Source organism: Rhizorhabdus sp. GW822-FHT03C02, from assembly GCF_058801765.1.
The window spans coordinates 517773-542783 of record NZ_JBXANN010000001.1; the positions used below are offsets into that span (position 1 = coordinate 517773).

Genomic DNA, 25011 nt, shown 5'->3' on the forward strand with positions numbered 1-25011 from the left:
TCGGCGCGGTTCCGGCTTGACGGATTCCGACAAAATGCGCGGGGCTCAGCCGCGTGCGTCCGCCGTCCGCCGCCGGGCGCGCAGCCGGGTCGGCGAAGCCCCGAACCAGCGATGGCAGCTCCGCGTCATCACCGACTGTTCGGAGAAGCCGAGCTTTTCGGAGATCCGCATGAAGTCGAGATCGGTCTGCTGGAGATAATAGAGCAGGATGTCGCGGCGGACCTCGTCCTTGATCTTCTGGAACGAGGTGTTCTCGCCGGTCAGCCGGCGGTGCAGCGTGCGCGGGTGGAGGTTGAGTTCGGCCGAAACCCGCTCGTTGGTGCAATGGCTCGTCCAGATCAGCTGCATGACGAGGCCGCGGACCTGGGCGTGGAGCGGCGGCCGCTGCTGGGCGAAATGGCTTTCGATGAACGCGTTGACGACCGTGAAGGCCTGGGCGTCGGGCTCGACGATCGCGCAGGCGAGGTCGCGTTCGAAGAACACGACCCCGTCGGCATTCTGGCCGAACCGGACCTCGCAGCCGAAATAGCGGCGATAGACCGCAGGCGGCGAGATCGCCTGGTGGCGGAAATGCACCCGGCGCACCCGCGCCCGCCCGCCGGTCAGCTCCATCGCGCCGATATGGCCGACCAGCAATATCTGCTCCATCGCCTGGCTGCGGTTCGGCATCCGGTCGAGCAGGATGTCATGCCCGCTGAACAGCGCCTTTTCGGCCGGCAGCGGCTTGAGCCAGACGCGCGCAGCGAGGCTGTGCGCCGAAATATGCCGGCTGACATAGTCGAGCGCCTCGCCGAAGCTGCGCGAATGGCGCATCGCGAGGCCCAGCGGTCCGAACATCTGGCCGCCGCTCTGCAGCTTGCCCAGCCGCATGCCGAAATCGGGACAGGCAAGCGCCCCGGCGGCGCGTTCGATCAGGTTGACGAGCTGGCGATAGGTCGGTTCGGGGCCATGGTCGTCGAGGCAGGCCGGATCGATCCCGACCTCGGCGAGCAGGGCCCGCGGATCGCCGCCCAGCTGGACCACCAGATCGGGGAAAAAGCGCAGCACGCGGGCGTGGACGACATCGAACATCTCGCCGCTGCCGGTCTCCCCGGCCTCTGCAACATGGTCCACGATCGTCTCTCCTCCGCGGCTCCTATCTGCGCTCCTGTCCGAATTGGTCAAGCGATTGTCGCGCGGGGGCCGCTAGTCTGCTGCCAAGCAATGACGAATCATGCGGGTGGGAGAGTGTGGATGGATGGCGTCACCGAAGAGCTGCGGGCGCTGCTCGATCGCGACCGGATCACGGCGTGCATCGTCCGGCTCGCGCGCGGCGAGGACCGCCGCGACGCGACCTTGATCAGCGCGTCCTACTGGCCGGATTCGCGCAGCGACTATGGCGTGTTCGAGGGCAGCTTCGACGAATATCTCGCCTGGGTCGTGCCGGGTGCCGATGCCATCACCAACACCCAGCATGTGATCGGCCAGAGCTTCATCGTCCTCGACGGCCAAGCGGCCAAGGTCGAGACCCAGGTCGTCTCCTATCACCGCGTCGACATGGGCGCGGGCGAGCGCGATACCTGCATCGGCGGGCGCTATCTCGACCGCTTCGAGAAGCGCGACGGCGAATGGCGGATCGCCCACCGGCTGATGCTCTACGACTGGTATCAGGACTGGGGGCAGTCGATCGACTGGTCGCAGGGGGTGATGGGGCTGCCGTTCAGCGGCCCGCATTTCGGCGGCCGCGCGGTCGGCGATCATAGCGAAACCTTCTTCGGGAGTGCGCAGGCATGAGCTGTGGACCCAGTGCCGTCCCGCCCGCCGACCAGGTCGACATTCCCGGGCTGCGCGCGAAATATATCGAGGAGCGCGACAAGCGCCTGATCCGCGCCGCGACTGACCAATATGTGACGACCGGCCATGGCGAGTTCGCCGAGGTCTATGAGGGCGATCCGCACATGGCGATCGCACCGCGCGATCCGATCTCGGAGGATCTCGACGTCGCGGTGCTCGGCGGCGGCTGGACCGGGATCCTCGCCGGCTATCATCTGGCCAACGCCGGGGTCTCGACCTTCCGGATCATCGAGCATGCCGGCGATTTCGGCGGGGTCTGGTACTGGAACCGCTATCCCGGCCTCCAGTGCGACAACGACGCCTATTGCTATCTGCCGCTGCTCGAGGAAACCGGCTTCCTGCCGTCGAAGAAGTTCGCGCATGGCTATGAGATCCGCGAATATGCGCAGAGCATCCCCAAGCGCTACGGCTATGCCGACAAGGGGCTGTTCCACACCCTGATCACCTCGCTGACCTGGGACGAAGCGATCGGCCGCTGGCGGATCGCGACCGACCGCGGCGACGACATCCGCGCACGCTTCGTGGTGATGGCCGGCGGGCTGCTCAACATCCCCAAGCTGCCGGGGGTGCCCGGCATCCATGGCTTCAAGGGCAAGATGTTCCACACCGCGCGCTGGGACTATGGCTATACCGGCGGCACCCAGCAGGATCCGGTGCTCGACGGCCTGGCCGACAAGCGGGTCGCGATCATCGGCACCGGCGCCACCTCGGTGCAGGCGGTGCCGTTCCTCGGCCGATATGCCAAGCAGCTTTATGTCGTGCAGCGGACGCCCTCGACCGTCGACAAGCGCGACAATCCGTCGACCGACCCCGAATGGGCGAAGACGCTCCAGCCCGGCTGGCAGAAGGAACGCCAGGCCAATTTCCACCGCGCGGCGATGGAGATGTTCAAGCCCGGCGAGGGCGACCTGATCTGCGACATCTGGACCGAGATCAGCCGCAACCTGGCCGCCGAGTTCGAGGCCGAGGGCTGGCCGGCGCTGACCCCCGCCGAGTTCGTCAAGCGGCGCGAGGTCGTCGACTATCAGGTGATGGAGCGGCTGCGCGCGCGCGTCGAGGACCTGGTCGAGGACGAGGCCACCGCCGCCAAGCTCAAGCCCTGGTATCGCTATCTGTGCAAGCGGCCGGCATCGAACGACGATTATTACCCGACCTTCAACCGGCCCAATGTCGAGCTGATCGACGTCTCGGGCACCCACGGGGTCGAGCGGATCACCGAAAAGGGCTTCGTCGCCAACGGCATCGAATATGAGGTCGACTGCATCATCTTCGCCAGCGGCTTCGAGGTCACCAGCGATCTCGACAAGCGCTGGGGGATCGACCGGATCACCGGGCGCGACGGCGTGTCGCTCTACGATCATTGGCGCGACGGCTATTCGTCGTTCCACGGCATGACCGCGCGCGGTTTTCCCAACATGTTCTTCACCGGCTATGTCCAGAGCGCGCTCAACGCCAGCACCACCGAGCAGATGAACGGCCATTGCCGGCACGTCGCCTGGATGGTCGCGCAACTGCTCGATCGCGGGGTGACCCTCGTCGAGCCGTCGGAGGCCGCCGAGCGCGACTGGGTCGACCATGTCCGTGCGACCGCGATCGACATCTGGCAGTTCCAGAACGAGTGCACGCCCAGCTATTTCAACGGCGAAAGCTCGGAGAAGAAGCGCTTCTACGCGGGCGAGCCTTATGGTCCGGGCTGGGACAAGTTCATGGCGCTGCTGAGCGAGTGGCGCGACAAGGGCGATATGGCCGGCCTCGAACTGTCGGGACCGGTCTGATGTTTCGATCCTCCCCATCGCAGATGGGGAGGGGGACCACCGAAGGTGGTGGAGGGGTAGGGCAGAAGCGTGAGGCCTGCGCTGCCGTCGCGGTTGGAAGACCCCTCCACCAGCTTCGCTGGTCCCCCTCCCCAGACCTGCGGTCTGGGGAGGATCTTTGGAAGGAGCACTGAAATGGGCGCACTGACAGGCAAGGTCGCGGTGGTGACCGGATCGAGCCGCGGCATCGGCAAGGGCATCGCGCTGGTGCTCGGTGCCGAGGGCGCGACCGTCTATGTCACCGGGCGGACGGTCACCCCCGACAGCTATCCGCTGCCGGGCACGGTCGGCGAGACCGCGCTCGAGATCGACAAAAGGGGCGGCAAGGGGATCGCGGTCGGGGTCGACCATGGCGACGATGCCCAGGTCGCGGCGCTGTTCGATCGGGTCAAGGCCGAGCAGGGCCGGCTCGACATCCTCGTCAACAATGCCTTCTCGCTGCCCGAGGATCTGACCGATCAGCTCGGTTTCTGGGAAAAGCCGCTGTCGAACCTCGAGATGTTCGATGTCGGGGTGCGGTCGAACTTCGTCGCCGCCTGGCATGCCGCGCAGATCATGGTGCCGCAGAAATCGGGGCTGATCGTCGCGATCTCGGGCTATACCGGGGTCAGCTTCACCTATGGCACGCTGTTCGGCACCGCCAAGTCGGCGGTCGACCGGATGGCGCGCGACATGGCGATCGAGCTTCAGCCGCACAATGTCGCCTCGCTGTCGCTGTGGCAGGGGCTGACCCTGACCGAGCGCGCCCAGCGCAATCTCGCCAACATCCCGCACCTCCAGAACGCCGCGGCGACGACCTATGCCGATGGCAGCACCCCCGAGCATCCCGGCCGCGTGATCGCCGCGCTCGCCAAGGATCCCGAGATCATGAAGCGGTCGGGCGGCACCTTCATCACCGCCGAGGTCGCCGCCGACTATGGCGTGACCGACATCGACGGGCGGACGATCCCGTCGCTGCGCGAGAAGCGTGGCAGCCCGATCTGGAAGCCGATCGCGGAGGCGGTGAAATGACCCCCGAACGCGCGGCGCGTCTCGAAAAACTGATCGACCAGCAGGACATCCTCGACTGTCTCACCCGGTTCAGCCGCGGCATGGACCGGTTCGACCGCGACAGCTTCCTGTCGGCCTTCCACCCCGACGCGACGATCGCGGCCGGCGCCTTCGTCGGCGGGCCGGTCGACCTCTACGACTGGTCGACCGCGCTCCACGATGCCGGCCAGGCGGCGACCCACCATAATCTGCTCAACGTCACCTACGACATCGACGGCGATACCGCGCACACCGAGACCTATTATCTGTTCGTCGGCCGCAACCGCGACGACAGCAACTGGATCGCCGGCGGCCGCTATATCGACCGGCTCGAGCGGCGCGACGGCGCATGGAAGATCGCGCTGCGCACCAATGCGATCGAATGGTCGGGGGTGGTGCCGACCATGCCGATCCCGTTTGCCGACGTGCCCGACATCCATGGCAATGGCGTGCCGGGGCGGGGAACCGAGGATCCCTCCTATCGGCGGCCGCTGGTCAATGTGCGGACGGCGAATGTTCCGGGATAAATCCGCCCTCGGGATATTGGGCGCAGGAAGGGCATCGGCATGGCTTCGTTAAGCGGCAAGATCGCGGTCGTTACCGGCGCCAGCCGCGGGATCGGCAAGGGGATTGCGCTGGCGCTCGCCGATCAGGGGGCGACCGTTTATGTCACCGGCCGCACGGTGGGGCAGGGCACGTCGCCGCTGCCCGGCACGGTCGGCGAGACCGCGGCCGAGGTCGATGCCCGCGGCGGCAAGGGGATCGCCGTCCAGGTCGACCATGCCAGTGATGACGAGATCGCCGCGCTGTTCGATCGGGTCGCCGGCGAGCAGGGGCGGCTCGACCTGCTCGTCAACAATGCGATCGCGATTCCGCCGGCGCTGACCCAGCGTGGCGGCTTCTGGGAAAAGCCGATCTCGGCATGGGAGATGTTCGACATCGGCGTGCGCGCGGCGTTCGTCGCATCGCGCGCGGCGGCGCGGATCATGGTGCCGCAGCGGTCGGGGCTGATCGTCGCGATCTCGGGCTATGTCGGGGTCACCTACACCTATGACACGATCTTCGGCACCGCCAAGGCGGCGACCGACCGGATGGCGCGCGACATGGCGATCGAACTGAAGCCGCACGACGTCGCCTCGGTCTCGCTGTGGCAGGGCTTCACCTATACCGAGCGCGCCCAGGAAAATCTGAAGACCGTTCCCGGCATGGCATCGCAGCTCAACAGCGCGGTCGGCAGCTCGCCCGAATTTCCCGGCCGGGTCATCGCCGCGCTCGCCGCCGATCCCGACATCATGGCGCGCAGCGGCGGCACCTTCATCAACGCCGAACTGGCCGAAGCTTATGGCCTCACCGATGTCGACGGGCGGGTCATCCCCTCGCTCCGCGCCGAGCGCGGCGCGCCGATCTGGATGCCGATAGGAGAGACAGTATGACCGAACGCAGGTTCGACGGCCGCGTCGCGGTGATCACCGGATCGGGTCGCGGGCTCGGCCGCGCCTATGCCGAACTGCTCGCGTCGAAGGGCGCGAAGATCGTCGTTAACGACAATGGCTCGGCGATGGTCGGCGCCGGCAGCGATGCCGGCCCCGCCGAAGAGGTCGTCGCCGCGATCGCCGCGGCGGGCGGCGAGGCGATCGCCTGCACCGAGAGCGTCGCGACCCCCGAGGGCGGCAAGGCGATCGTCGAGGCCGCGCTCGACCATTTCGGCCGGATCGACATCCTGATCCACAATGCCGGCAATGTCCGCTACGGCGCGCTCGACGAGATCAGCTATGAGGATTTCAAGGCGGTGGTCGACGTCCATCTGATGGGCGCCTTCCATGTCGTGCGGCCGGCCTTCCCGGTGATGAAGACGGCGGGCTATGGCCGCGTCGTGCTGACCGGCTCGATCGGCGGGATCTACGGCACCAGCAGCGTCGTCAACTATGGCGTGTCGAAGGCCGGGATGATCGGCCTCAACAACATCGTCGCGATCGAGGGCGCCGATCATGGCGTGAAGTCGAACATCATCCTGCCGGGCGCGGTCACCCGCATGGCGGAAGGGCTCGATATCTCGCAATATCCGCCGATGGGCCCCGATCTGGTCGCGCCGATCGTCGGCTGGCTGGCGCATGAAAGCTGCTCGGTGTCGGGCGAGATGCTGGTGTCGATGGCGGGCCGCGTCGCCCGCGCCTTCATCGCCGAGACCGAAGGCGCCTATCGGCCGAGCTGGACGATCGACGAGGTCGCCGACAATCTCGACGCGATCCGCGACACCGATCGCCAGTGGATCCTGCCGCCGGTGCCGTCGGGCTATGTCGACCATCTGACCCGCAGCTTCGAGATGGCGCGCAACGGCTGAACCAACCGCGTCGGCGATATCCGCCGTCTGAGGGGCTGTGCCGCTGACAGCGGCGCGGCGTCGCTGATAGGCTGTCCCACAGCAATGGCTGAGAGGATGGACGATGGCGGCGGATAAACGACGGGTCGCGGTGGTGACCGGGGCGAGCTCGGGCATCGGCAAGGAAAGCGCGAAATCGCTGGCGGGGCAGGGCTGGGACGTGATCGCGATCGGCCGCGATCCGGGCCGCACCGTCGCGGCCGGCGAGGAAATCCAGGCCGCCGCGCAAGGCGGCACGGTGACGGTGATCCGCGCCGACCTGTCGCGGATGGCCGAGGCGGAGCGGGTGGCCGGCGAAATCGCCGGGCTTACCGATCGGGTCGACGTGCTGATCAACAATGCCGGCGGCATGGCGAAGGATTTCGTCCTGACCGAAGAGGGCTATGAGGAGAATTTCGCGGGCAACCATCTCGGGCCATTCCTGTTGACGAACCGGCTGCTGCCGCTGCTCCGGGCAGCGGCAACCGATGCGCCGAAGGGCGCGGTGCGCATCGTCAACACCTCGTCGGACGCGAGCGAGATGATCCCGGGGCTCAAATGGGACGATCTCCAGCTGTTCGAAAGCTACCGCGCGGGCCATGCCTATTGCCAGGGCAAGCTCGCCAATGTCCTGTTCGCCCGCGGACTGGCGAAGCGGCTCGCCGATGACGGCATCGTCGCGCATGCGCTCCACCCCGGCACGATCGATTCGAACTTCATCAGCCATGCCGACGCGACCACCCAGGCGCATATCCGCGGCCTCGAATCGATGAGCCCCGAACAGGGCGCCGACGCCTTGACCTGGCTCGCGATCGGCGACGAGCCGGGCGAGAGCAGCGGCGGCTATTACCACCAGCGCAAGCGGATGCCGCCCAACCCGATCGCGCTCGACGACGCCTCGGTCGACCGGCTGTGGACCGAGAGCGAGAAGCTGATCGCGAAGACGGTCGCATTGTAGCGCCGGATTCCGGCGGGAGGGCGTCGGGGCCGTCCCGCCGCATCCGGCGTCACGCCCGGACATGGCGGATTTCCGCCGGATATTGGTGCTTCGTTAACCATTTCATGCTAACGATTGCTTCCCGGCACATGACCCCAGAGGGCGGACGGCACTGGGAGTCATTGTGTTCCGGCTTTTCTTCTGCTTACGCGATCAGCATGATTGGCGGCTGGTTCTCCTCGCCGGCCTGATCTGCTTCACCGGGACCGCCGCGGCGGTGCTGCTGCTGCGCCAGGCGCGCGGCACCACCCTCATAGACCGGATACGCTGGATCGTCGCCGCGGGCATCGCCACCGGCTTCGGCATCTGGGCGACCCATTTCGTCGCGATGCTCGGCTATGATCCGGGGATCGTCGTCGGTTATCGGATTGGCCTGACCGTGCTGTCGCTGGCGATCGCGGTGCTGACGACGACGCTGGGTTTTGCCGCGATCTTTCGCCTGCCGGGGCGACCCGGCGTCGCGATCGCGGGCCTGCTGGTCGGCAGCGGCATCGCGCTGATGCACTATACCGGCATGAGCGCGGTCGAATTCCCGGGCGAGTTCGATTGGACCACGTCCTATGTCTTCGCGTCGATCGGCTTTGCGGTAGTGCCGACGACCGTCGCGCTCAGGCTTGCGACCGGTTTTACGGGCACGCGTAGCGCGATCGCCGCCTGCCTGTTGCTGACCCTCGCGATCCTGCTGCTCCATTTCACCGGCATGGCGGCGGTCAGCATCGTGCCCGAAGCGTTCGGCGCCGAAAGCGGGCCGCTGCTGTCGCCGCTCAGCATGGGCATCGCGATCGGTGGCGGTGCGCTGTGCGTGCTCGCGCTGTGCATCGCCGCGGCGCTGATCAGCCGGCAGGCGCGCGCCACGATCCGCGCCAGCGAGCAGGAATTCCGCATCCTGGTGCAGAGCATCAGCGAGACCGCGATCTACATGCTCGACCAGCAGGGCATCGTCGCCAACTGGAACGCGGGCGCGCAGCGCCTGAAGGGCTACGACGCCGGCGAGGCGATCGGGTTGCCGCTGGCGAGCTTCTACACCCCCGAGGACAGGGCCGCCGGGGTGCCCGACCGGGCGCTGGCGACCGCGGGCACCGCCGGCATCTTCACCGGCGAGGGCTGGCGGATACGCAAGGACGGCAGCCGTTTCTGGGCGCATGTGACGATCGAGAAGCTGTTCGACGATCACGGCGCCTTTCGCGGCTTCGCCAAGGTCACCCGCGACATGACCCGTTTCAAGGAGCATCAGGACGCACTCGCGGCTCTCGCCAGCAATCTCGATGCGGCGCTGACCAACATGCATCAGGGGCTGTGCCTGTTCGATGCCGACGAACGGCTGGTGATCTCGAACGACCGGGTCGGGGTGATCTTCGGGATCAGCCATGGCGACTGCCCGCCGGGCACGACCTTCCGCGACGTGCTGCGCCTCGGGCTCGAGGCGCGGGCGAAGGGCGCGGTGGCGGTTGCGATACTCGACGAGGTCCACGCGCGGCACCGCGCCTGCGTGGCGCGGCCCGATGGCGGTACCCTCATCGTCGATTTCACCGAGGATTGCGTCCTGGCGATCTCGCATCGCCCGACCGACGAAGGCGGCTGGGTGATGACGCTCGAGGACATCACCGAGCGACGCCGCGCCGAGGAACGGATCGCGCATATGGCGCTCCATGACGAATTGACCGGGCTGCCCAACCGTCTCCATTTCAACCGGCGGCTCGACGCCGATCTGCAGGCCGCTGTCCGCGGCGGGCTGCGCCTCGGCGTGGTCGCGGTCGATCTCGACCGCTTCCAGGACATCAATGACAATCATGGCCATGCCGCGGGCGACGAGGTGCTCGCATCGCTCGGCCGGCGGATCGGCGAGGCATTGCGCGACGGCGAAATGGTCGCGCGGCTGGGGGGCGACGAGTTCGCAGCCTGCAAGACCTATCGCGATGCCGCCGAACTCGAAGAGTTCGTCGCCCGGGTCGAAGCGTGCATGTCGGCGCCGGTCGTCTTCGAGGACGCCATGCTGGCGCCGGGGGCGAGCATCGGCGTGGCGGTGTTCCCGGCCGATGGCGGCGCACGCGAGCAACTGTTCAACAACGCCGATCTCGCCATGTATCGCGCGAAGGGGACCGTCGGCCAGCAGGTCTGCTATTATCAGCCGGCGATGGACGAGACCGCCCGGATGCGCCGGCAGATTTCGAACGACATGCGCGAGGCGATCGACCGCGACGAATTTAGCCTGGCCTACCAGGTCCAGCGGTCGGTCGGCACCGGCGAGGTCACCGGCTATGAGGCGCTGCTGCGCTGGCAGCACCCGCGCGACGGCTGGATCTCGCCCGCCGACTTCATTCCGGTCGCCGAGGAGAATGGCGAGATATTGAAGATCGGCGAATGGGTGCTGCGCCGCGCCTGTACCGAGGCGGCGGGCTGGAAACAGCCGTGGAAGGTCGCGGTGAACCTGTCGCCGGTGCAGTTGCTGCACGCCGACCTGGTCGGGATGATCACCGGGATCCTGTTCGAAACCGGGCTGTCGCCGCGCCGGCTCGAACTCGAGATCACCGAGACCGCGGTGGTCGGCGACAAGCTGCGCGCGCTCCACACGCTGCGCCAGATCAAGGCGCTCGGGGTATCGATCTCGATCGACGATTTCGGCACGGGCTATTCGTCGCTCGACACGCTCCATTCCTTCCCGTTCGACAAGATCAAGATCGACCGTTCCTTCCTGATCGATTCGAGTGGCAGCGAGCAGGCGCGCGCGATCATCCGCGCGGTGCTGGCGCTCGGCCGCAGCCTGGGGGTGCCGGTGCTCGCCGAGGGGCTCGAAACCGAGGAGCAGCTGCAACTGCTCAGGGCCGAAGGCTGCGACGAAGCACAGGGCTATTATTTCGGTCGTCCGCAGCCGATGGTGGGTGATCAGCCCGAACCGCGACAGGCGATCGCCGTCGCCTGAAAGGTCGGTTCAGTTCCCCGCCATGCGCAGGATCGCGCCGGTGCGGCGATCGACATCGACCCAGATCACCGCGCGGTTGCGGATAAATTTGAGCCGGTAATAATCGTCATGGAGTTCGGGTCCCAGATATTCGGCCCCGCTCATCCGCGGCACCACCCGATTCTCGATATCGCGCAGCGACATGATCCTGCCGTCGCGGGTCAGGTCATAGGCCTGGCGCTGCTCGGAATATTCGGGACTCGCCTGTGCGGCAAACGGTGCGACGACGACCGCGATCGCCATCACCGCTGGCCAAAGGACGAGGCGATATCGTTTCATGCGAACCTGTTGGCGAACCGCGGTTGAATGGGCCTTGAACGGATCGCGATGCGCGGTCGAGGGCGTTCGTCGATCATATGGATATTCGAAATAAAAATCCGCATGATGGTCAAACCCGAAGCTATGCGTGCCAGATGTCATCGAAAAAATTAGTATATGCGATCGCGGTGTCAAATTTGTGAACATTAAATAACTTCGTAATGGGCTGAATGAGATTGGATCTGTTCATCGTTTAGAGGCCTTGGTGGATATCGCCTGCGGTATGATCATGATGATCGCCGTGCATTTGACGCATCTCATCATGAGATCGGTTGCGATGCAGGAGATATGAAATGAAGCGCCGTATCAGGTTTTTTGCCCATCTTCCGATCTACACGATGGCGCTGCTGGGGGCGCAGTCGGCGTGGGCGGCCGACATGTTCAACGTCAAGGACTATGGCGCGCTCGGCAATGGCGTCGCCGATGATCGGGCGGCGATCAATGCGGCGATCACCGCCGCCAATGCCGCGGGGAAAGGCACGGTCTTCTTTCCCGACGGCACATATCGCGTCGACGACAATATCGGGCATATCGTGCCGAAATCGCACGTCACCCTGCTCGGCACGGGCAAGGGGCGGGCGACGATCATGATCGACGACAGCGCCGGAACGGCCGGCGGCGACGGCATCGGCAACAGCTCCGGCGGCACCTTCACCAGCCTGTCCGATTTCGGAATGCGCTCGCTCACCGTCAGCGGCATGCGGGCATCGATCATGGCCCCTGGCGCCCAGCTCGTCCGGATCGGCAATGGCGACAATATCGTCATCGAGGATTGCGAGTTCACCCAGGCGAGGAACTTCGGGATGGTCATCCTGACCTCGAACCATGTCACGGTGCGCGGCAACCGGGTCTATCGCACCAATGGCGACGGTATCGCGGTATGGGACAGCAGTGACGCGCTGATCACCGACAACGACATCGTCAACGCCAATGACGATGCGATTTCGGCCCACAGCGCCGATAATATCGCCGCGCCGGTGCGGTCGGGGATCGTGATCAGCAACAACCGCATCACCGAGAGCCAGGGCATTGCGGTGTTGGGCGCCAAGAATGTGACGATTTCCGGCAATGTCATGCGCCGGATGATGGCTTACGGCGTCTATGTCTCGGTGAGCCCATTGTTCGCGCAGGGCGACACGCCGGTGTTCGGGGTCAAGATCAGCGACAACATCATCTCGGACGTGTTCCTGCGCCAGGAATCGCCGCCCAGGAACCAGGAGAAATATTATATCAAGGTCGCCGGCGGCCCTCGCGTGGCGGGCACCGGCGCGTCGCCGCCGGGAACTCCGGTGTCGGGAACCGGTGCGGTAACGTCGCTCTATGGCGGCGACGGTGTCGGCAATTTTTACCAGAACGGCATATTGACTGGCGGATCGGTGCCGGGCGCCGGGGGCTATTGGGTCGACATCACCAACAACCAGCTGATCCGCACACTCCCCGCGGTCACCGCCTTCGCCAACTGGGGCTATGGGGCCTCGCTGTTCGTCGGCAATAATGGCGGCGGTACCGGCGACTATAGCGGGCCGATCCCCGAATCCGCGCTCAACGTCCGCGGCATCGTGATCGGGCCGTCGCTGCGAAACAGCCGCATTGCCGGGAATATCATCCAGACCAGCGGTCCGTCGGCGATCGATTTCAACAACGGTATCAGCTGGACCAATGGCGATCTCGACGGGCTGATGATCGAAGGCAACAAGTTCGTCGATTATAGCGGCGCCGGGCTGAATTTCGCGATGGGCGGGACCAAGCATCGGATCGTGGTGAAGGGGAACGAGTTCGACGGCGACCCGCGCTTCGCGTCGCCGAACCGCGGGACGAACGGCACCTGGTCGAGCTTTGCGGGGCCGGTGGGCGCCGCTACCGATATTTCGGGGGTGGTCTGGCTCGATAATATGTTCCGCAATGTCGGCGCGCTGTTCACGACGGCGCAGACCGATCATGTCAGCGGCAACATTCTCTACGGCCAGCCGGTCGCCACAGGCAGCTCGACCAGCAACAAGGGGATCGGAACGGTACCGAACGACGGGCCGGACTATGGCTTCGTCATCGAGGACAGCAATCCGGCCAGCGCGACCTATGGCCAGATCGCTTCGCCGCAGCTGATGGCGGCGGCGAGCATGCCGACCACGGGCACCTATGTCGCGGGGCATCTCGTCCGGAACAACGCGCCGGTCGCGGGCAGCAACGGCCTCACCCTGTTGGGATGGAGCCGTCTGACGACGGGGACCGCGCATGTCGCGGGGGTGGACTGGGCGCCGCTCTACACGTTGCAGACGAACTTCAAGCTGCGTGCCGCCACCGATACCAACGGCTATGAAAGCCTGTTCGTCGGAACCGGCGCCGGTGCCGGGGCCGACCTCGTCACCCCCGACAAGACGATGTACGGCTGTTTCGGTTTCCAGAGCTGCGGCGGTGCCGGAACGGGCATGGTTCCCGGCACGGGCGCCAATGGCGAGAACAGCGCGTTCGGATGGTCGGCAGCGTCGAAGCTCACCACCGGTAACTATAACAGCGCGTTCGGCGTCGGCGCGATGCGCAACGAAACCACCGGCGCCAACAATGTCGCGGTCGGCGCCGACGCTATGGGACTGTCGGTCGGCTCCAACTTCTCGACCGCATTGGGGGTCAATACGCTCAAGACGGGGACGGCGACACGATCGATCGCGATCGGTCATTCCACCCTCAACGGTCAGGCGGCGACCAGCGCGACCGATGTGGTCGCGGTCGGTTTCAACGTGCTGCGGGGAAGCGCGGTCGGCACGGTCAGCGACGATGTGCTGGTCGGGAGCCTGATCCTCAAGGGCAATGCGGTGACCTCGGCCTCGTACAATGTCGCGCTCGGATCCAACGTCCTGTCCGGCGAGGCCGTGGTCAGCCCGCAGCATAATACGCTGATCGGCTATAATGTCCTCAATGGCGCCGCCGTCACCAACCCGATCCAGAATGTCGTGATCGGCGACTATGCGATGTCGAACGGCTCGGCTGCCACGCCGAGCTATAACACGCTGGTCGGCTATCGCACCGGCGCGCTGATGTCGGGCCATGGCAACAGCATCTTCGGCTATAATGCCGGAAGCAGCCTGACGACCGGCCTATCGAACCTGATCATGGGCGCCAATGTCGGTTCGACGACGCTGACCACCGGATCGAGCAACATCCTGATCGGCACGTCGAGCGCGGTGGATGCGTCCGCGGCCAACGCGTCGAACCAGGTGAATATCGGCAAGGTGTTCGTCGGATCGACGACCGCGCCGACCATCTCGAGCGGCTTCGGCACGTCGCCGAGCATCGTCACCCCGGCGGGGACCGGATCGTTCAACGTCAATGTCGGCACCGGCGGTACGGCCAGCGCGGGCGTCATCGGCATGCCGGCGAGCCCACTCGGCAATGGCTGGATCTGCCATGGCAACAACAAGACGACGACCTCGTCGACGGTGTTATTCACCAAGCAGACGGCGACGAGCGCCAGCAGCATCACCATCGGCAATTTCAACACGGCCGGCGCGGCTGCGGCCTGGGCTGCCGGCGACATCATCCAGATGTCCTGTCAGGCCAACTGATCGGCGCGGTGCGGGCAGGGTCGGGCGGGATCGTCTGACAGGCCCGAATTGCAGAGGTCCGATGCACGAAGCGGGCGATCCGATGCCGTCGGATCGCCCGCTCTCGTCGTTTCCGGCGCGCGGCTATCGGAACCCCTGGATTGCGTCAGGTCAGGCTCAGCGGCAGGCTCCGCAGCCGCTTGCCGGTCGCGGCGTAGATCGCATTGGCGATCGCCGGGATCACCGGCGGCAAGGCTGGTTCGCCCATGCCGGTCGGCGGGAAAGCGGTGGTGACGAACTCGACGACGATGTCACGGGGCGCCGCGTCGATCCGCAGCAGCGGGAAGTCGTGGAAATTCTCCTGGACCACCGCGCCGTCGACCAGATCGATCTTCTGCCCGGCGAGCGACTGGGCGATGCCCTCGATCACCGATCCCTGCGCCTGGTGGAGCGCGTTCAAAGGGTTGATCACCTGGCTGCCGACGTCGCCGGCGATCCAGATCTTGTCGATCCTGATCGCGCCGCCCTCGCCGACGGTCAGGTCGACGATCTCGGCGAAATAGCCGGCATGGCTGAAATAGAAGCCGAAGCCCCGGCCGCTCTCGCCGTCTTTCCCGCCGCCGCCCTTGGCGCGGCCCTTCCAGCCGGCCATCGCGCAGACCTTGTCGATCACCCCGCGGGCGCGGCCGGTGTGGAACGGGGCGGCATTGCCGGTGACGGGCAGCGCGCGCGGATCGCCGAGGGTGCGGCGGAGCAGTTCGGGCAGGTCGAGCCCGGCGGCCTCGGCGACCTCGTCGAGGAAACCCTGGAACACGAACGCCATCGCGTTCGAGGTCGGCGCGCGCAGCCAGCCGGTCGGCATGTTGGTGGTCATGTACGACACGCCGAGATGGACGTCGGGCACGATCTGCGCCGGGAATTCGGTCGCGGGCATCTCGGCGGCGCGGATCGGCTTGCCGTCGGCGCCGAAGCTGACGAAATGATCCTTGAACGCGACGATCGCGCCCTCGGCATTCAGCCCGGCCGAAAAGGCATGCCAGCCCGCCGGTCGATAATAATCATGCCTGATGTCGTCGGTGCGGGTGTAGAGCAGCTTGACCGGCCGGCCCGGCACCGCCTTCGCGATCTGCGCCGCCTGCGCCATATAGTCGCTCATCAGCCGCCGGCCGAAGCCGCCGCCGATCCGGGGCATGTGGATGGTGATCGCGTCGGGATCGATCGCCAGCATCTGGGCGACCAGCTTGCGGCCGTTGCCGGGCGACTGGCTCGGCGCCCACAGTTCGAGCTTGCCGTCGGCGAAGCGTGCGGTGCAGTTCTGCGGCTCGAGCGTGCAATGGGCGAGGAAGGGATAGCTGTAACGGGCGCTCACCCGCTTCGCGGCGCCCGCCAGCGCCTTGTCGGCATCGCCGATCCGCGCGAGATCGGCCTGCGGCGCCTGGTCGAGCAGTGCCGTAGCGGTCTTTTCATAGGCTTCGGTCGAGTTGTGCTTCTGCGCTTCGTCGGCCCATTTTATGGCGAGCTTCTGGCGTGCCTTCTGCGCGGTCCACCAGCTGTCGGCGACGATCGCCACCGCATCGGCGGGGCCGGTCGGGTTGATGCTGCTGTTGATCTGCACGACCGCGACCACGCCCTTGATCGCCCTGGCGGCGCTATCGTCGAGGGTGGCGACGGTGCCGCCGAACACCGGGCAGATTTCGAGCGCGGCATAAAGCTGGCCGGGCAGGTTGGTATCGATCCCGAACAGGGGCACGCCCTTGACGATCCGCGGCGTATCGACCCCGGGAATCGGCTGGCCGATGATCCGGAAGTCGGCGGGCGCCTTGAGCGCGACCTTGGCGAGGTCGGGCGCCGGCACCGCCGCCGCGTCCTTCGCGAAGGCGGCATAGGGCGCCGAGCGGCCGCTCGGCTTGTGGGTCACGACGCCGCTGCGGGTGGTCAGGCTGGCGGCATCGACGCCCCAGCGCTGTGCGGCGGCGGCGAGCAGCATCTGGCGGGCGCCGGCCCCGACCTGGCGCATCGGCAGCCAGTTGACCGGGGTCGCGCGGCTGCCGCCGGCCGACTGCGGCCCGTAGATCTTGTCGTTGGCCAGCGTCTGTTCGATGCGGACCTGCGCCCAGTCGACGTCGAGTTCGTCAGCGATCAGCATCGGCAGCATCGTCCGGATGCCCTGGCCGATCTCGGGATTCTTCGCGCCGATCGTCACCATATTGTCGGCGCCGATCCGAACGAAGGCGTTGAGGACGTCCGCCCCCGCCGGCGCCCCGGGTTCGGCGGCGAGCACCACCCGCGCGTCGAAGGCGATCGCGGTGCCGCCGACCAGCGAGGCGGCGAGGAAGGAGCGGCGGCTGAGCCGGGCGGGGGCGTTCATGCCGCCTGCTCCACGATTCCAGCGGCCTTTTGAATGGCGGCACGAATCCGCACATAGGTCGAGCAGCGGCAGATATTGCCGCTCATCATCGCGTCGATATCGTCGATGCTCGGCTTCGGCGTCTGCTTGAGCAGCGCGGTCGCCGACATGATCTGTCCCGCCTGGCAATAGCCGCACTGGGGCACGTCGAGCGCGATCCATGCGTCGGCGATCTTCTTGCCGATCGGGGTGGTCGCGACATGCTCGATCGTGGTGATGCTCTTGCCGGCGGCGTCGCCGAGCGGGGTCTGGCAGGCGCGCACCGCCTCGCCGTCGAGATGGACCGTGCAGGCGCCGCACAGGCCCGCGCCGCAACCGAACTTGGTCCCGGGCAGGTTGAGATCCTCGCGCAGGATCCACAGCAGCGGCTTGTCGAGATCGCCGGCGACGATCCGCTTCGACTGATTGACGGTCAGGCTGATGGCCATGCGTTTCCCCGTTCCCTGCGATATCCGACCCTGCGATCCCGAAGGCGCCGGATCGACGTTTACGCCATTCTTGCGCCTTACAGGCTATTTCAAGTCGTCATCTGCCCCCTTGACCCGATCGGGAGTCAGGGGATCAGCTTCTTTGCGTCGATTCGGACACGTTCGGCGCCGACATCGCTGCTGGTCCGCTTGCCCTCGGCGCGTATCTTGGCGACCTCGGCAGCGGTGAAGGCGGCCACCGGCTTGGCCGGCTTCTTCAGCGCGACGACATGGTTGAGCACATCGGCGACATCCTTGTCGGACATCATCCCCATCGATGGCATGAGGCCGCTGATCGGCTGGCCGTCGACGACGATCTTGCCGTACATGCCGGTCAGCACCACCGATATCAGATAGTGGCGCCCCTCGGGGCTCGCCGCGATCGGCCCGATCCGACCGGCGAGCCGCGGGAACTGGCCGGGCAGGCCGGCGCCGTCGGCCTGATGGCACATCGAGCAATGGCTCGCGAAATTCTGCGGACCGGTGGCGGCGCGGGCCGGAGCGGCGAGCAACAGCGGCACGGCGAGGATGGTGGGAGCCGCAAGCCAGTCACGCATTCGCACCGAAGATTCTCCAAGGCTGACGATGATAGAAGAGCCGATCCCCCATCGGCGAAAGCCCGCTATCCGGGGTGGCCGGCCGGTCGATGCCGTCCGTTCGCCCCGAGCAACGAAAAATTTCACTCCGGACGCAACCGGCTCACGAATTTATGCTTTTAATACTGGACAGGCATCAAGCTTTCGTCAACCCAGATTGTCGCGCCGCAACATCGAATTTGGATCAAGTGCGGCTGGCAGGAAGAGGGGGGCGATGCTAGGAGCGCGCGCATGGCTACCGTGATCCAGAACGACAAGCCGCTTCGCCCGGGCGTTTATGCGCGCGGCACCGAGACGGTCGATGCGATCCTCAAGGCTGCGCTCGACGTGCTGCTCGACGAGGGCGCCAACGCCTTCACGATAAGGCGGATCGCCGCCAAATGCGGCATGAAGGTCGGCAATGTCAGCTATCATTTTCCGCGCAAGGAAGTGCTGATCCAGGTACTGCTCGACGATCTTCTCGATTCCTACGGCAAGACGCTCGAACAGAATGTGCGCCAGCCGCGGCTGAGCACCGAGGAGCGGCTGCGCATCGTCATCACCATTTGCCTCGACGATATCTGCACCAAGCGGACCTCGCATCTGTTCACCGAATTATGGGCGCTGGCCAATCACAACGCCTTCGTCGCCGATCGGGTGCGCACCTTCTACCAGCATGTTCATGATGTGATTGGCGAATATGTGACCGAGCTCAACCCGGCGCTGTCGCCCGAGCAGGTCCAGACGGTGTCGATCTTCATCAGTTCGTCGATGGAGGGTTCGACGCCGTTCACCGGTTATGGCAAGCCCTGGGCGCACAGGATGCCCCAATATACCAACATCGCCGCCAAATATCTCGTCGAGCTTGCCAAAACGATCGAGCCGCGCGACATTGACGGTGTAACCAGAACGTAACGCAACCAGAAACCAATAGGCCGCGGTCGCGGCGCCTCCGGGGGGAGATGGTCTGATCGGCTGATGCACGGGCAGTGCATCGGATCGATGGAGGGCCGGGCTTTGGGGCGAAGCGCTTACCGGAACAATTTTGGCCGGAACGATCTGGGCCGAAACGATTCACGCGGTATCGGTGCCGCCGCCATGCCGCGTCTGCGCGGCACCCTCGCCATCGAAGCCCCTTGTCTTGCGATCGCGGCGCTCGGCTGTCTTCAGCCGGCGATCGATCCGGTTTTCCTGACATTGCTCAGCGACCATGACGGGCTGTCCTCCGACTGGCATGGCTGGATCGTCGGCGCGACCCAGGCCGGCGCGGCGCTCGGATCGCTGCTGGTGTGGCGTTGGGGAGCACGGCTGCCGGCGGGCGCGACCTTGGTCGCGGCGGTCGGCGCGCTTCTCGCCTGTCTCGCGACGCTTGCCGCGCCCGATCCGGCGACGCTGATCGCCGCGCGCGGCGCCTTCGGCCTGGCGATGGGGACGATCTACACCAGGGCGATGAGCGAGGCCGCGATCCTGCGGCCGACCGGTGCCTACGCCGCGGTGCTGCTGATCCAGCTGGTGCTCGCGACGCTGATGTCGATGCTGCTGCCGGCGGTTGCCGCCCGGGGCGGGGCGGGGCCGGCGCTCGCGCTGCTCGCCCTGGTTCCCGTGTCGGTGTTCCTGATCGCGCGACGGTCGGCGCGGCGGCCCGGGGCCATCGCCGCGATGGTGTCCGACGCGGAACGGGCGGAGCGGCGGCCGACCCCGCTCGCCGGCTGGGCGATGGCGGCTGCGACCTTCTTCTTCATCTGCGGCACGATGATGGTGTGGAGCTTCTCCGGCGCGCTCGCGGTGGCCGCCGGGTTCAGCGACGAGATCATCGGCACCGGAGTCGCGATCGGATCGGTCGCCGGCGCGCTGACCGCGATGCTGGTGATGCGCGAGCGCCCGGTGGTGCCGCTGCTGCTCACCGGGCTGGTGTCGGCGGTAGCGCTGCTGTCGCCCTTGTTCCTGATCGTCGAGGGGCGCAACGACCTGTTCCTGCTCGCCTTCCTGCTGCTCAACATCGCCTCGACCGCGATGATCGTCCGTTGCTCGGGTCTCGCCACCGCGATCGGCGGCAGCCCGCTGTTCGCGCGACTCGTCGCCGGCACCCATCCGCTCGGCATGATCGCCGGGCCATCGATCGGCTCGTTCGCGGCGATGACCGCGGGCGGGCAGGGGTTGCGCGTCGCGGCGATGTTCGCACTTGCGGCGGGGTGCCTGGCGCTGGTCGTCGCCGCGGTCGATCGGCGGCGGTCGCGGCGCGACGCCTTGCCGACCTTCGTGCTCGCCATGCCTGAGGCGGCGGACGATCGGGTGGAAATCTCCGCGACCGGAGGCCAACCGCTGCCGGCGCCGGCTGATATGATCGCGCTCGAAAGAATCGCTTGACCAATTTTTGACGTCCGTCCAGTCTTCTTATGTTGCAGATGCGATATGAACCGCGCGCCGCCAAGGCGAGCGTTCGATCGCGACCGCAGGTGAAGACAGGGGGATCATACGTCATGCCGACCGTTCGACTTGCGCCTTCGCTTCGGACCGTGCTCGCCCTGATGCTCGCGGCTTCCGCGACCGCGCAGGCGCAGTCTCGGGCCCAGGCGCCCGCGGCTCCGCCAATCGCCGAAGCCGAGCAGGCCGATGTGCTCAAGATCGATCCGCCCCGGCCCGAATGGTTCTATGTCCGCGGCAGTTGGGGCAGCGGCGGCACCCGCATCTTCGACGCGAAGACCGGCAAGATGCGTGGACTGGTCTCGACCAGCCGCGATTCCGACCTCGCGCTCGATCCGGCCAACCGCTATTATTATGTCTCGGAGACGATCTGGTCGAAGGGCAATCGCGGCACCCGCCAGGATCTCGTGTCAATCTACGACACCACCGAGATGAAGCTCCAGTCCGAGATCGCGATGCCGGGCCGGATCCTGATCGGCGGCCTCCTCACCAATTTCATCACCAGCACCGACGGCAAGCTCGGCTTCGTCTATAATTTCAGCCCGGCCTCGTCGGTCAACATGATCGATCTGGTGAAGCGCAAATTCGTGCGCGCGATCGAACTGCCCGGCTGTGCGAGCCTGATCCCCAATCCGGTCGGCTTCTCGGCGCTGTGCTCCGACGGGTCGCTGGCGACCGTCACCGTTGCCAGCGCCAAGCCGCAGATCACCCGGACCGCGCCGTTCTTCTCGGCGACCAACGATCCGATCTTCTCCAACTTCGCCTATGACAAGGCGAAGCAGGAGGCGGTGTTCCTGACCTATACCGGGCTGATCTACACCGCGAAGATCGGCCCGACTCCCGAGGTTTCCAAGCCCTTCTCGATCCAGGAACTGGCCGGGGTCCGCGTCGGCGACAGCAAGCCGCTCGACGTCAACTGGCTGCCCGGCGGCAACCAGCCGATGGCGCTGCACCGGGCATCGGGGCATTTGTTCGTGCTTATGCATGCCGGCGAATATTGGTCGCACAAGGCGGCGGGGACGGAGATCTGGGAGATCGACGTCGCCGCGCACAAGCTGGTGAAGCGCCACCCGCTCGAAAAGCCGGCGCAGAATATCGCGGTGACCCAGGGGCCCGAGCCGATGCTGTTCGTCAATGACGAGGAAGGTACCGGCTTCATTCTCGACACCGCCACCTATGAGCAGAAGTTCAAGATCGAGAAGGCAGGCGGCGGCAATGTCGTCACTGCCGATCCCGCCTGACCGCGATGCTCGTCTCGCTGCTGGCGACCTTGTCCTGGGCGGGGGCGGTCGGGGTCGGCCTGATCTTCCTGTTCGCCGGCGTCGCCAAGCTGCGCCACCGTGCGCTGTTGCCGGGGGTTGTCGCCAATTACCGGCTGCTGCCCGATGCGGCGGTGCTGCCGGTGGCGATCGCGCTGCCGTTCGTCGAAGTCGCCGTCGGCGGCGCACTGATCCTCTTCGCATCGCCGGTCGCGGCGGGCGTCGCGGCGATGATGTTGTGGAGCTTTGCCGCGGCGATGGCGATCAACATCCGGCGCGGCCGAGCCCATATCGATTGCGGCTGCGGCCGGTCGCAGCTTCGCCAGCCGCTCAGCGGGATGCTGGTCGTGCGCAACCTGCTGCTGTCGCTGCTCGTGCTGCCGCGGTTGCTACCAACACTCGATCGCGCGGCGGCCGACCCGTTCACCGCCGCCGCCGGGGGACTGAGCCTCTATTTGCTCTACCTTCTCGCCAACAATATCGGGGCGCTGATCGCCTCGCCCGCCATAGCACCGCGCAGATAGGGGTACCGCCATGCTGACATCGTTGATCATCTCCCAGATTATCTCCTGGATCGTCATCGCCGCGCTGGGCGTGGCGCTGCTGGCGATCGCGCGGCAGGTCGGGGTGCTCCACATGCGGGTTGCCCCCGCCGGCGCGCTGACCACCGCCGGTGGACCCGCGGTCGGCGCCAAGGCCGATGAAATCAAGGCGACCACGCTGGCCGGCAAGACGATCACGATCGGCGGCCATGGCACCCATGGCGTGCTGCGGCTGCTGATGTTCGTGTCGGCGCAATGCCCGCTGTGCAAGGGGCTGATCCCGGTCGCGCGTTCCTTCGCCAAGGACGAGCGGGTCGAACTGATCTTCGTCGGCGACGACGATCCCGCCGAGCAGCGGGCGATGGTCGCGCGCCACGGGCTCGAGGCCTATCCGTTCGTCAACGGGCCCGAGGTCGGCCAGGCGTTCGAGGTCGGCAAGCTGCCTTATGCGATGCTGCTCGATCCCGAGGGCGTGGTGCTCTCCAAGGGGCTGGTCAACAGCCGCGAGCATCTCGAAAGCCTGATCGTCGCCCATGAAATGGGGATGCGGTCGGTCCAGGATTACATCACCAAGCTGAACGCCGAAGCCGCCTGAACGGCGCAGGGAAGGGGCCAGACCATGAAGACTTTCAACGCGGACGCCATCGGCGAAACGCTGCTCCGCAAATTTGCAGGCCGGACGTCGCGGCGCAGCCTGTTGTCGCGGCTCGGGGTGGCGTTGGTCGCCGCGCCCGCCTTCCCGCTGCTGCCGGTCAGCCGCGCCGAGGCGTCGAAGCCCGATCGCTCGCCCGAGGCCAAGACCGCCTTCGCGCGGACCGCGCAGACCAAGGACGACACCAAGTGCAATTACTGGCGCTATTGCGCGATCGACGGGGCGCTGTGCGGCTGCTGCGGCGGCGGCGTGCATAGCTGCCCGGCGGGCGCACAGCCCTCGCCGGTGTCGTGGGTCGGCACCTGCATCAATCCCGACGACGGCAAGGCCTATATGATCGCCTATCGCGATTGCTGCGGCAAACCCTATTGCGGCCAGTGCGAGTGCGACAACACCGATCGCGAGACCCAGCTGTATGTGCCGCAGCTCAACAATAATGTGATCTGGTGCTTCGGTACCGACAGCATGGAATATCATTGCTCGACCGCGGTGATGGTCGGCGCGGTCTGATCGGACGGACGGACCAGGGCAGGGCCGGGCGATGACCGCGTCGATGCGCCGATCGGCAGGGACGCTGCTGGTCATGGGCTTCGCCCTGCTCGCCCTCCAGCGGGTGGGCGCGGCCGCCGAGCGGCCGGTGCTGCCCGCCGCGATCAGCGATGTCGAGCTGGCGCGGTCGGATTATGTCGAACATTGCGCCGGCTGCCACGGCGTGCAGGGCCTGTCGGCGCCGGCGGCGCTGCCCGAGCTTCGCGACCGGGTCGGCTATTTCATGTGCACGCCGCAATCGCGCGCCTATCTGCTCCACCTCCCCAATATCGCCCACAGCCGGATCACCGATAATCAGGAGCTCGCCGACCTGGTCAATTTCATGGTGTTCGGGCTGGGCGGGGCGAGCGTCCCGGCGGGGGCGCAGCCCTTCACCGCCGACGAGGTCGCGCGCGAGCGCGTCCATGCGCTGACATCGGCCTCTCTGGTCGCCGAACGCGCCCGCCATGCCGACGAGGCGATCCGCAAATGCCATGCGCCGGCGTCGCTGCGGCAATTCTATGTGGGGCAGCCGAAAGCGCGTTAGGCTGGTGCCGTCGCCGCCATTGCCCGCAGCGCTTCTTCCGCGCTTCCCGCGCTTTCCCACGCCTGTGCTACGAAGCCGGTCATGTTGGCGACTGCGAAGCTGATCCCATAGAGGTTGCGCTGCGGGGCGACGCCGGGGATCGGGCGCGGATAGCCCGAGGCGTAAAAAATTGGCCCGGATTCGACCCGCCATGTCTCGCGCGGACAATCCCAGTCGAGACCGACCCCCAGCACGGTGTCGAGCGCGCCCGGATAGCAGGGCATCTCGTTCGCCTCGCGCGCGGCGACCAGCAGGGTGCCGGCGCGCCGGGCGCGGTCCGCGGCCTCGGCGAACCGGTCGCGATGCGCGGCGTTGACCGATCCCAGGCTCATATTGACGATGTCCATGCGCTGCTCGACGCACCAGTCGATCGCCGCGACGAGGGCGGCGGCGCTGGTCTTGAGCGCATCGTGGAAGACGCGCACCGCGAAGCAGGCGGCTTCGGGCGCCTTTTCCTGGATCGCCGCCATCACTGCAGTGCCATGGCCGAGCCGGTCGATCGTCGTCTCGTCACCTGCATCCGGACGCCCTTCGCGGTCGATCGCGATCCCACCGGCGACCCCGCGGATATGCGGGTGACCGGGATAGGCGCCGCTGTCGATGACGCCGATACGGACCCCGCGGCCGGTGGCGTTGAGGAGGGAGGCCGACATCGGGGAAACTAGCCGTCGCCCCGGCCCCCGGATCGGGGCTTTGCCCCGTCCGAGGACGGGCATCGTCCGG

The 25011-nt window shown here is 66.5% G+C and carries 22 protein-coding genes; 16 read left to right on the top strand and 6 right to left on the bottom strand.

Annotated features, from left to right (window positions below; all coding sequences use genetic code 11):
* Positions 1–45 precede the first annotated feature (45 nt).
* Complete coding sequence (locus tag AC1RM6_RS02375) at positions 46–1113, bottom strand: AraC family transcriptional regulator (RefSeq protein WP_493097987.1); 1068 nt, start codon at positions 1111–1113, stop codon at positions 46–48.
* Positions 1114–1233: 120 nt separating this feature from the next.
* Between AC1RM6_RS02375 and AC1RM6_RS02380 the strand changes: the two genes are divergently transcribed.
* The 8 genes from AC1RM6_RS02380 (at position 1234) to AC1RM6_RS02415 (ending at position 10952) form a co-directional block, all read left to right on the top strand.
* The gene (locus AC1RM6_RS02380) at positions 1234–1773 is read left to right on the top strand and encodes a nuclear transport factor 2 family protein (RefSeq protein WP_493097988.1); all 540 of its coding nucleotides are present in this window, start codon (positions 1234–1236) and stop codon (positions 1771–1773) included.
* A complete protein-coding gene (locus AC1RM6_RS02385; protein WP_493097989.1) occupies positions 1770–3608 on the top strand; it encodes a flavin-containing monooxygenase in 1839 nt (612 codons plus the stop codon). The genes AC1RM6_RS02380 and AC1RM6_RS02385 overlap by 4 nt, the downstream gene beginning before the upstream one ends.
* A gap of 174 nt (positions 3609–3782) precedes the next feature.
* Positions 3783–4658 carry an SDR family NAD(P)-dependent oxidoreductase gene (locus AC1RM6_RS02390; protein ID WP_493097990.1) on the top strand — a complete coding sequence of 292 codons (876 nt, stop codon included), beginning with the start codon at positions 3783–3785 and terminating at the stop codon, positions 4656–4658.
* On the top strand, positions 4655–5203 hold the full coding sequence (locus AC1RM6_RS02395) for a nuclear transport factor 2 family protein (RefSeq protein ID WP_493097991.1): 549 nt from the start codon (positions 4655–4657) through the stop codon (positions 5201–5203). The genes AC1RM6_RS02390 and AC1RM6_RS02395 overlap by 4 nt, the downstream gene beginning before the upstream one ends.
* A 39-nt stretch (positions 5204–5242) precedes the next feature.
* On the top strand, positions 5243–6109 hold the full coding sequence (locus tag AC1RM6_RS02400; protein ID WP_493097992.1) for an SDR family NAD(P)-dependent oxidoreductase: 867 nt from the start codon (positions 5243–5245) through the stop codon (positions 6107–6109).
* Complete coding sequence (locus AC1RM6_RS02405; protein ID WP_493097993.1) at positions 6106–7017, top strand: SDR family NAD(P)-dependent oxidoreductase; 912 nt, start codon at positions 6106–6108, stop codon at positions 7015–7017. The genes AC1RM6_RS02400 and AC1RM6_RS02405 overlap by 4 nt, the downstream gene beginning before the upstream one ends.
* 103 nt (positions 7018–7120) lie before the next feature.
* The gene (locus tag AC1RM6_RS02410; RefSeq protein ID WP_493097994.1) at positions 7121–7993 is read left to right on the top strand and encodes an SDR family NAD(P)-dependent oxidoreductase; all 873 of its coding nucleotides are present in this window, start codon (positions 7121–7123) and stop codon (positions 7991–7993) included.
* Between the two features lie 163 nt (positions 7994–8156).
* Positions 8157–10952: a bifunctional diguanylate cyclase/phosphodiesterase gene (locus tag AC1RM6_RS02415; RefSeq protein ID WP_493097995.1), complete on the top strand. Its 2796-nt coding sequence runs from the start codon at positions 8157–8159 to the stop codon at positions 10950–10952.
* A gap of 9 nt (positions 10953–10961) precedes the next feature.
* On the opposite strand, the gene AC1RM6_RS02420 is transcribed toward AC1RM6_RS02415, so the two are convergent.
* Positions 10962–11270 (bottom strand): hypothetical protein, encoded by a 309-nt coding sequence (locus AC1RM6_RS02420; protein WP_493097996.1) that lies wholly within the window; start codon positions 11268–11270, stop codon positions 10962–10964.
* A 332-nt stretch (positions 11271–11602) separates the two neighbouring features.
* Here AC1RM6_RS02420 and AC1RM6_RS02425 point away from each other — a divergent pair, with 332 nt between their 5' ends.
* Complete coding sequence (locus AC1RM6_RS02425) at positions 11603–14869, top strand: glycosyl hydrolase family 28-related protein (RefSeq protein ID WP_493097997.1); 3267 nt, start codon at positions 11603–11605, stop codon at positions 14867–14869.
* 145 nt (positions 14870–15014) lie between these two features.
* On the opposite strand, the gene AC1RM6_RS02430 is transcribed toward AC1RM6_RS02425, so the two are convergent.
* The 3 genes from AC1RM6_RS02430 to AC1RM6_RS02440 form a co-directional block, all read right to left on the bottom strand.
* Positions 15015–17216 carry a xanthine dehydrogenase family protein molybdopterin-binding subunit gene (locus tag AC1RM6_RS02430; protein ID WP_493097998.1) on the bottom strand — a complete coding sequence of 734 codons (2202 nt, stop codon included), beginning with the start codon at positions 17214–17216 and terminating at the stop codon, positions 15015–15017.
* Positions 17213–17683, bottom strand: a complete 471-nt coding sequence (locus AC1RM6_RS02435; protein ID WP_493097999.1) for a (2Fe-2S)-binding protein — start codon at positions 17681–17683, stop codon at positions 17213–17215. The genes AC1RM6_RS02430 and AC1RM6_RS02435 overlap by 4 nt, the downstream gene beginning before the upstream one ends.
* Positions 17684–17808: 125 nt before the next feature.
* Complete coding sequence (locus AC1RM6_RS02440; protein ID WP_493098000.1) at positions 17809–18279, bottom strand: c-type cytochrome; 471 nt, start codon at positions 18277–18279, stop codon at positions 17809–17811.
* 270 nt (positions 18280–18549) lie between these two features.
* Here AC1RM6_RS02440 and AC1RM6_RS02445 point away from each other — a divergent pair, with 270 nt between their 5' ends.
* The 7 genes from AC1RM6_RS02445 to AC1RM6_RS02475 all read left to right on the top strand — a co-directional run bounded on the left by AC1RM6_RS02445 (position 18550) and on the right by AC1RM6_RS02475 (position 24249).
* Complete coding sequence (locus AC1RM6_RS02445; RefSeq protein WP_493098001.1) at positions 18550–19212, top strand: TetR/AcrR family transcriptional regulator; 663 nt, start codon at positions 18550–18552, stop codon at positions 19210–19212.
* A 183-nt stretch (positions 19213–19395) separates the two neighbouring features.
* Positions 19396–20664, top strand: coding sequence for an MFS transporter (locus AC1RM6_RS02450; protein ID WP_493098002.1), 1269 nt, complete (start codon positions 19396–19398; stop codon positions 20662–20664).
* 161 nt (positions 20665–20825) lie between these two features.
* Positions 20826–21962 (top strand): amine dehydrogenase large subunit, encoded by a 1137-nt coding sequence (locus AC1RM6_RS02455; RefSeq protein WP_493098003.1) that lies wholly within the window; start codon positions 20826–20828, stop codon positions 21960–21962.
* 5 nt (positions 21963–21967) lie between these two features.
* Positions 21968–22504 carry a MauE/DoxX family redox-associated membrane protein gene (locus tag AC1RM6_RS02460; RefSeq protein WP_493098004.1) on the top strand — a complete coding sequence of 179 codons (537 nt, stop codon included), beginning with the start codon at positions 21968–21970 and terminating at the stop codon, positions 22502–22504.
* Positions 22505–22514: 10 nt separating this feature from the next.
* Positions 22515–23117, top strand: coding sequence for a thioredoxin-like domain-containing protein (locus AC1RM6_RS02465; RefSeq protein ID WP_493098005.1), 603 nt, complete (start codon positions 22515–22517; stop codon positions 23115–23117).
* A gap of 24 nt (positions 23118–23141) precedes the next feature.
* Positions 23142–23684, top strand: coding sequence for a methylamine dehydrogenase light chain (locus AC1RM6_RS02470; RefSeq protein ID WP_493098006.1), 543 nt, complete (start codon positions 23142–23144; stop codon positions 23682–23684).
* 31 nt (positions 23685–23715) lie between these two features.
* A complete protein-coding gene (locus tag AC1RM6_RS02475; protein WP_493098007.1) occupies positions 23716–24249 on the top strand; it encodes a c-type cytochrome in 534 nt (177 codons plus the stop codon).
* Here the strand turns inward: AC1RM6_RS02475 and qhpE are convergent.
* Positions 24246–24941 (bottom strand): subtilisin-like serine protease QhpE, encoded by a 696-nt coding sequence (gene qhpE, locus AC1RM6_RS02480; RefSeq protein WP_493098008.1) that lies wholly within the window; start codon positions 24939–24941, stop codon positions 24246–24248. The genes AC1RM6_RS02475 and qhpE overlap by 4 nt on opposite strands.
* Positions 24942–25011: the final 70 nt, after the last annotated feature.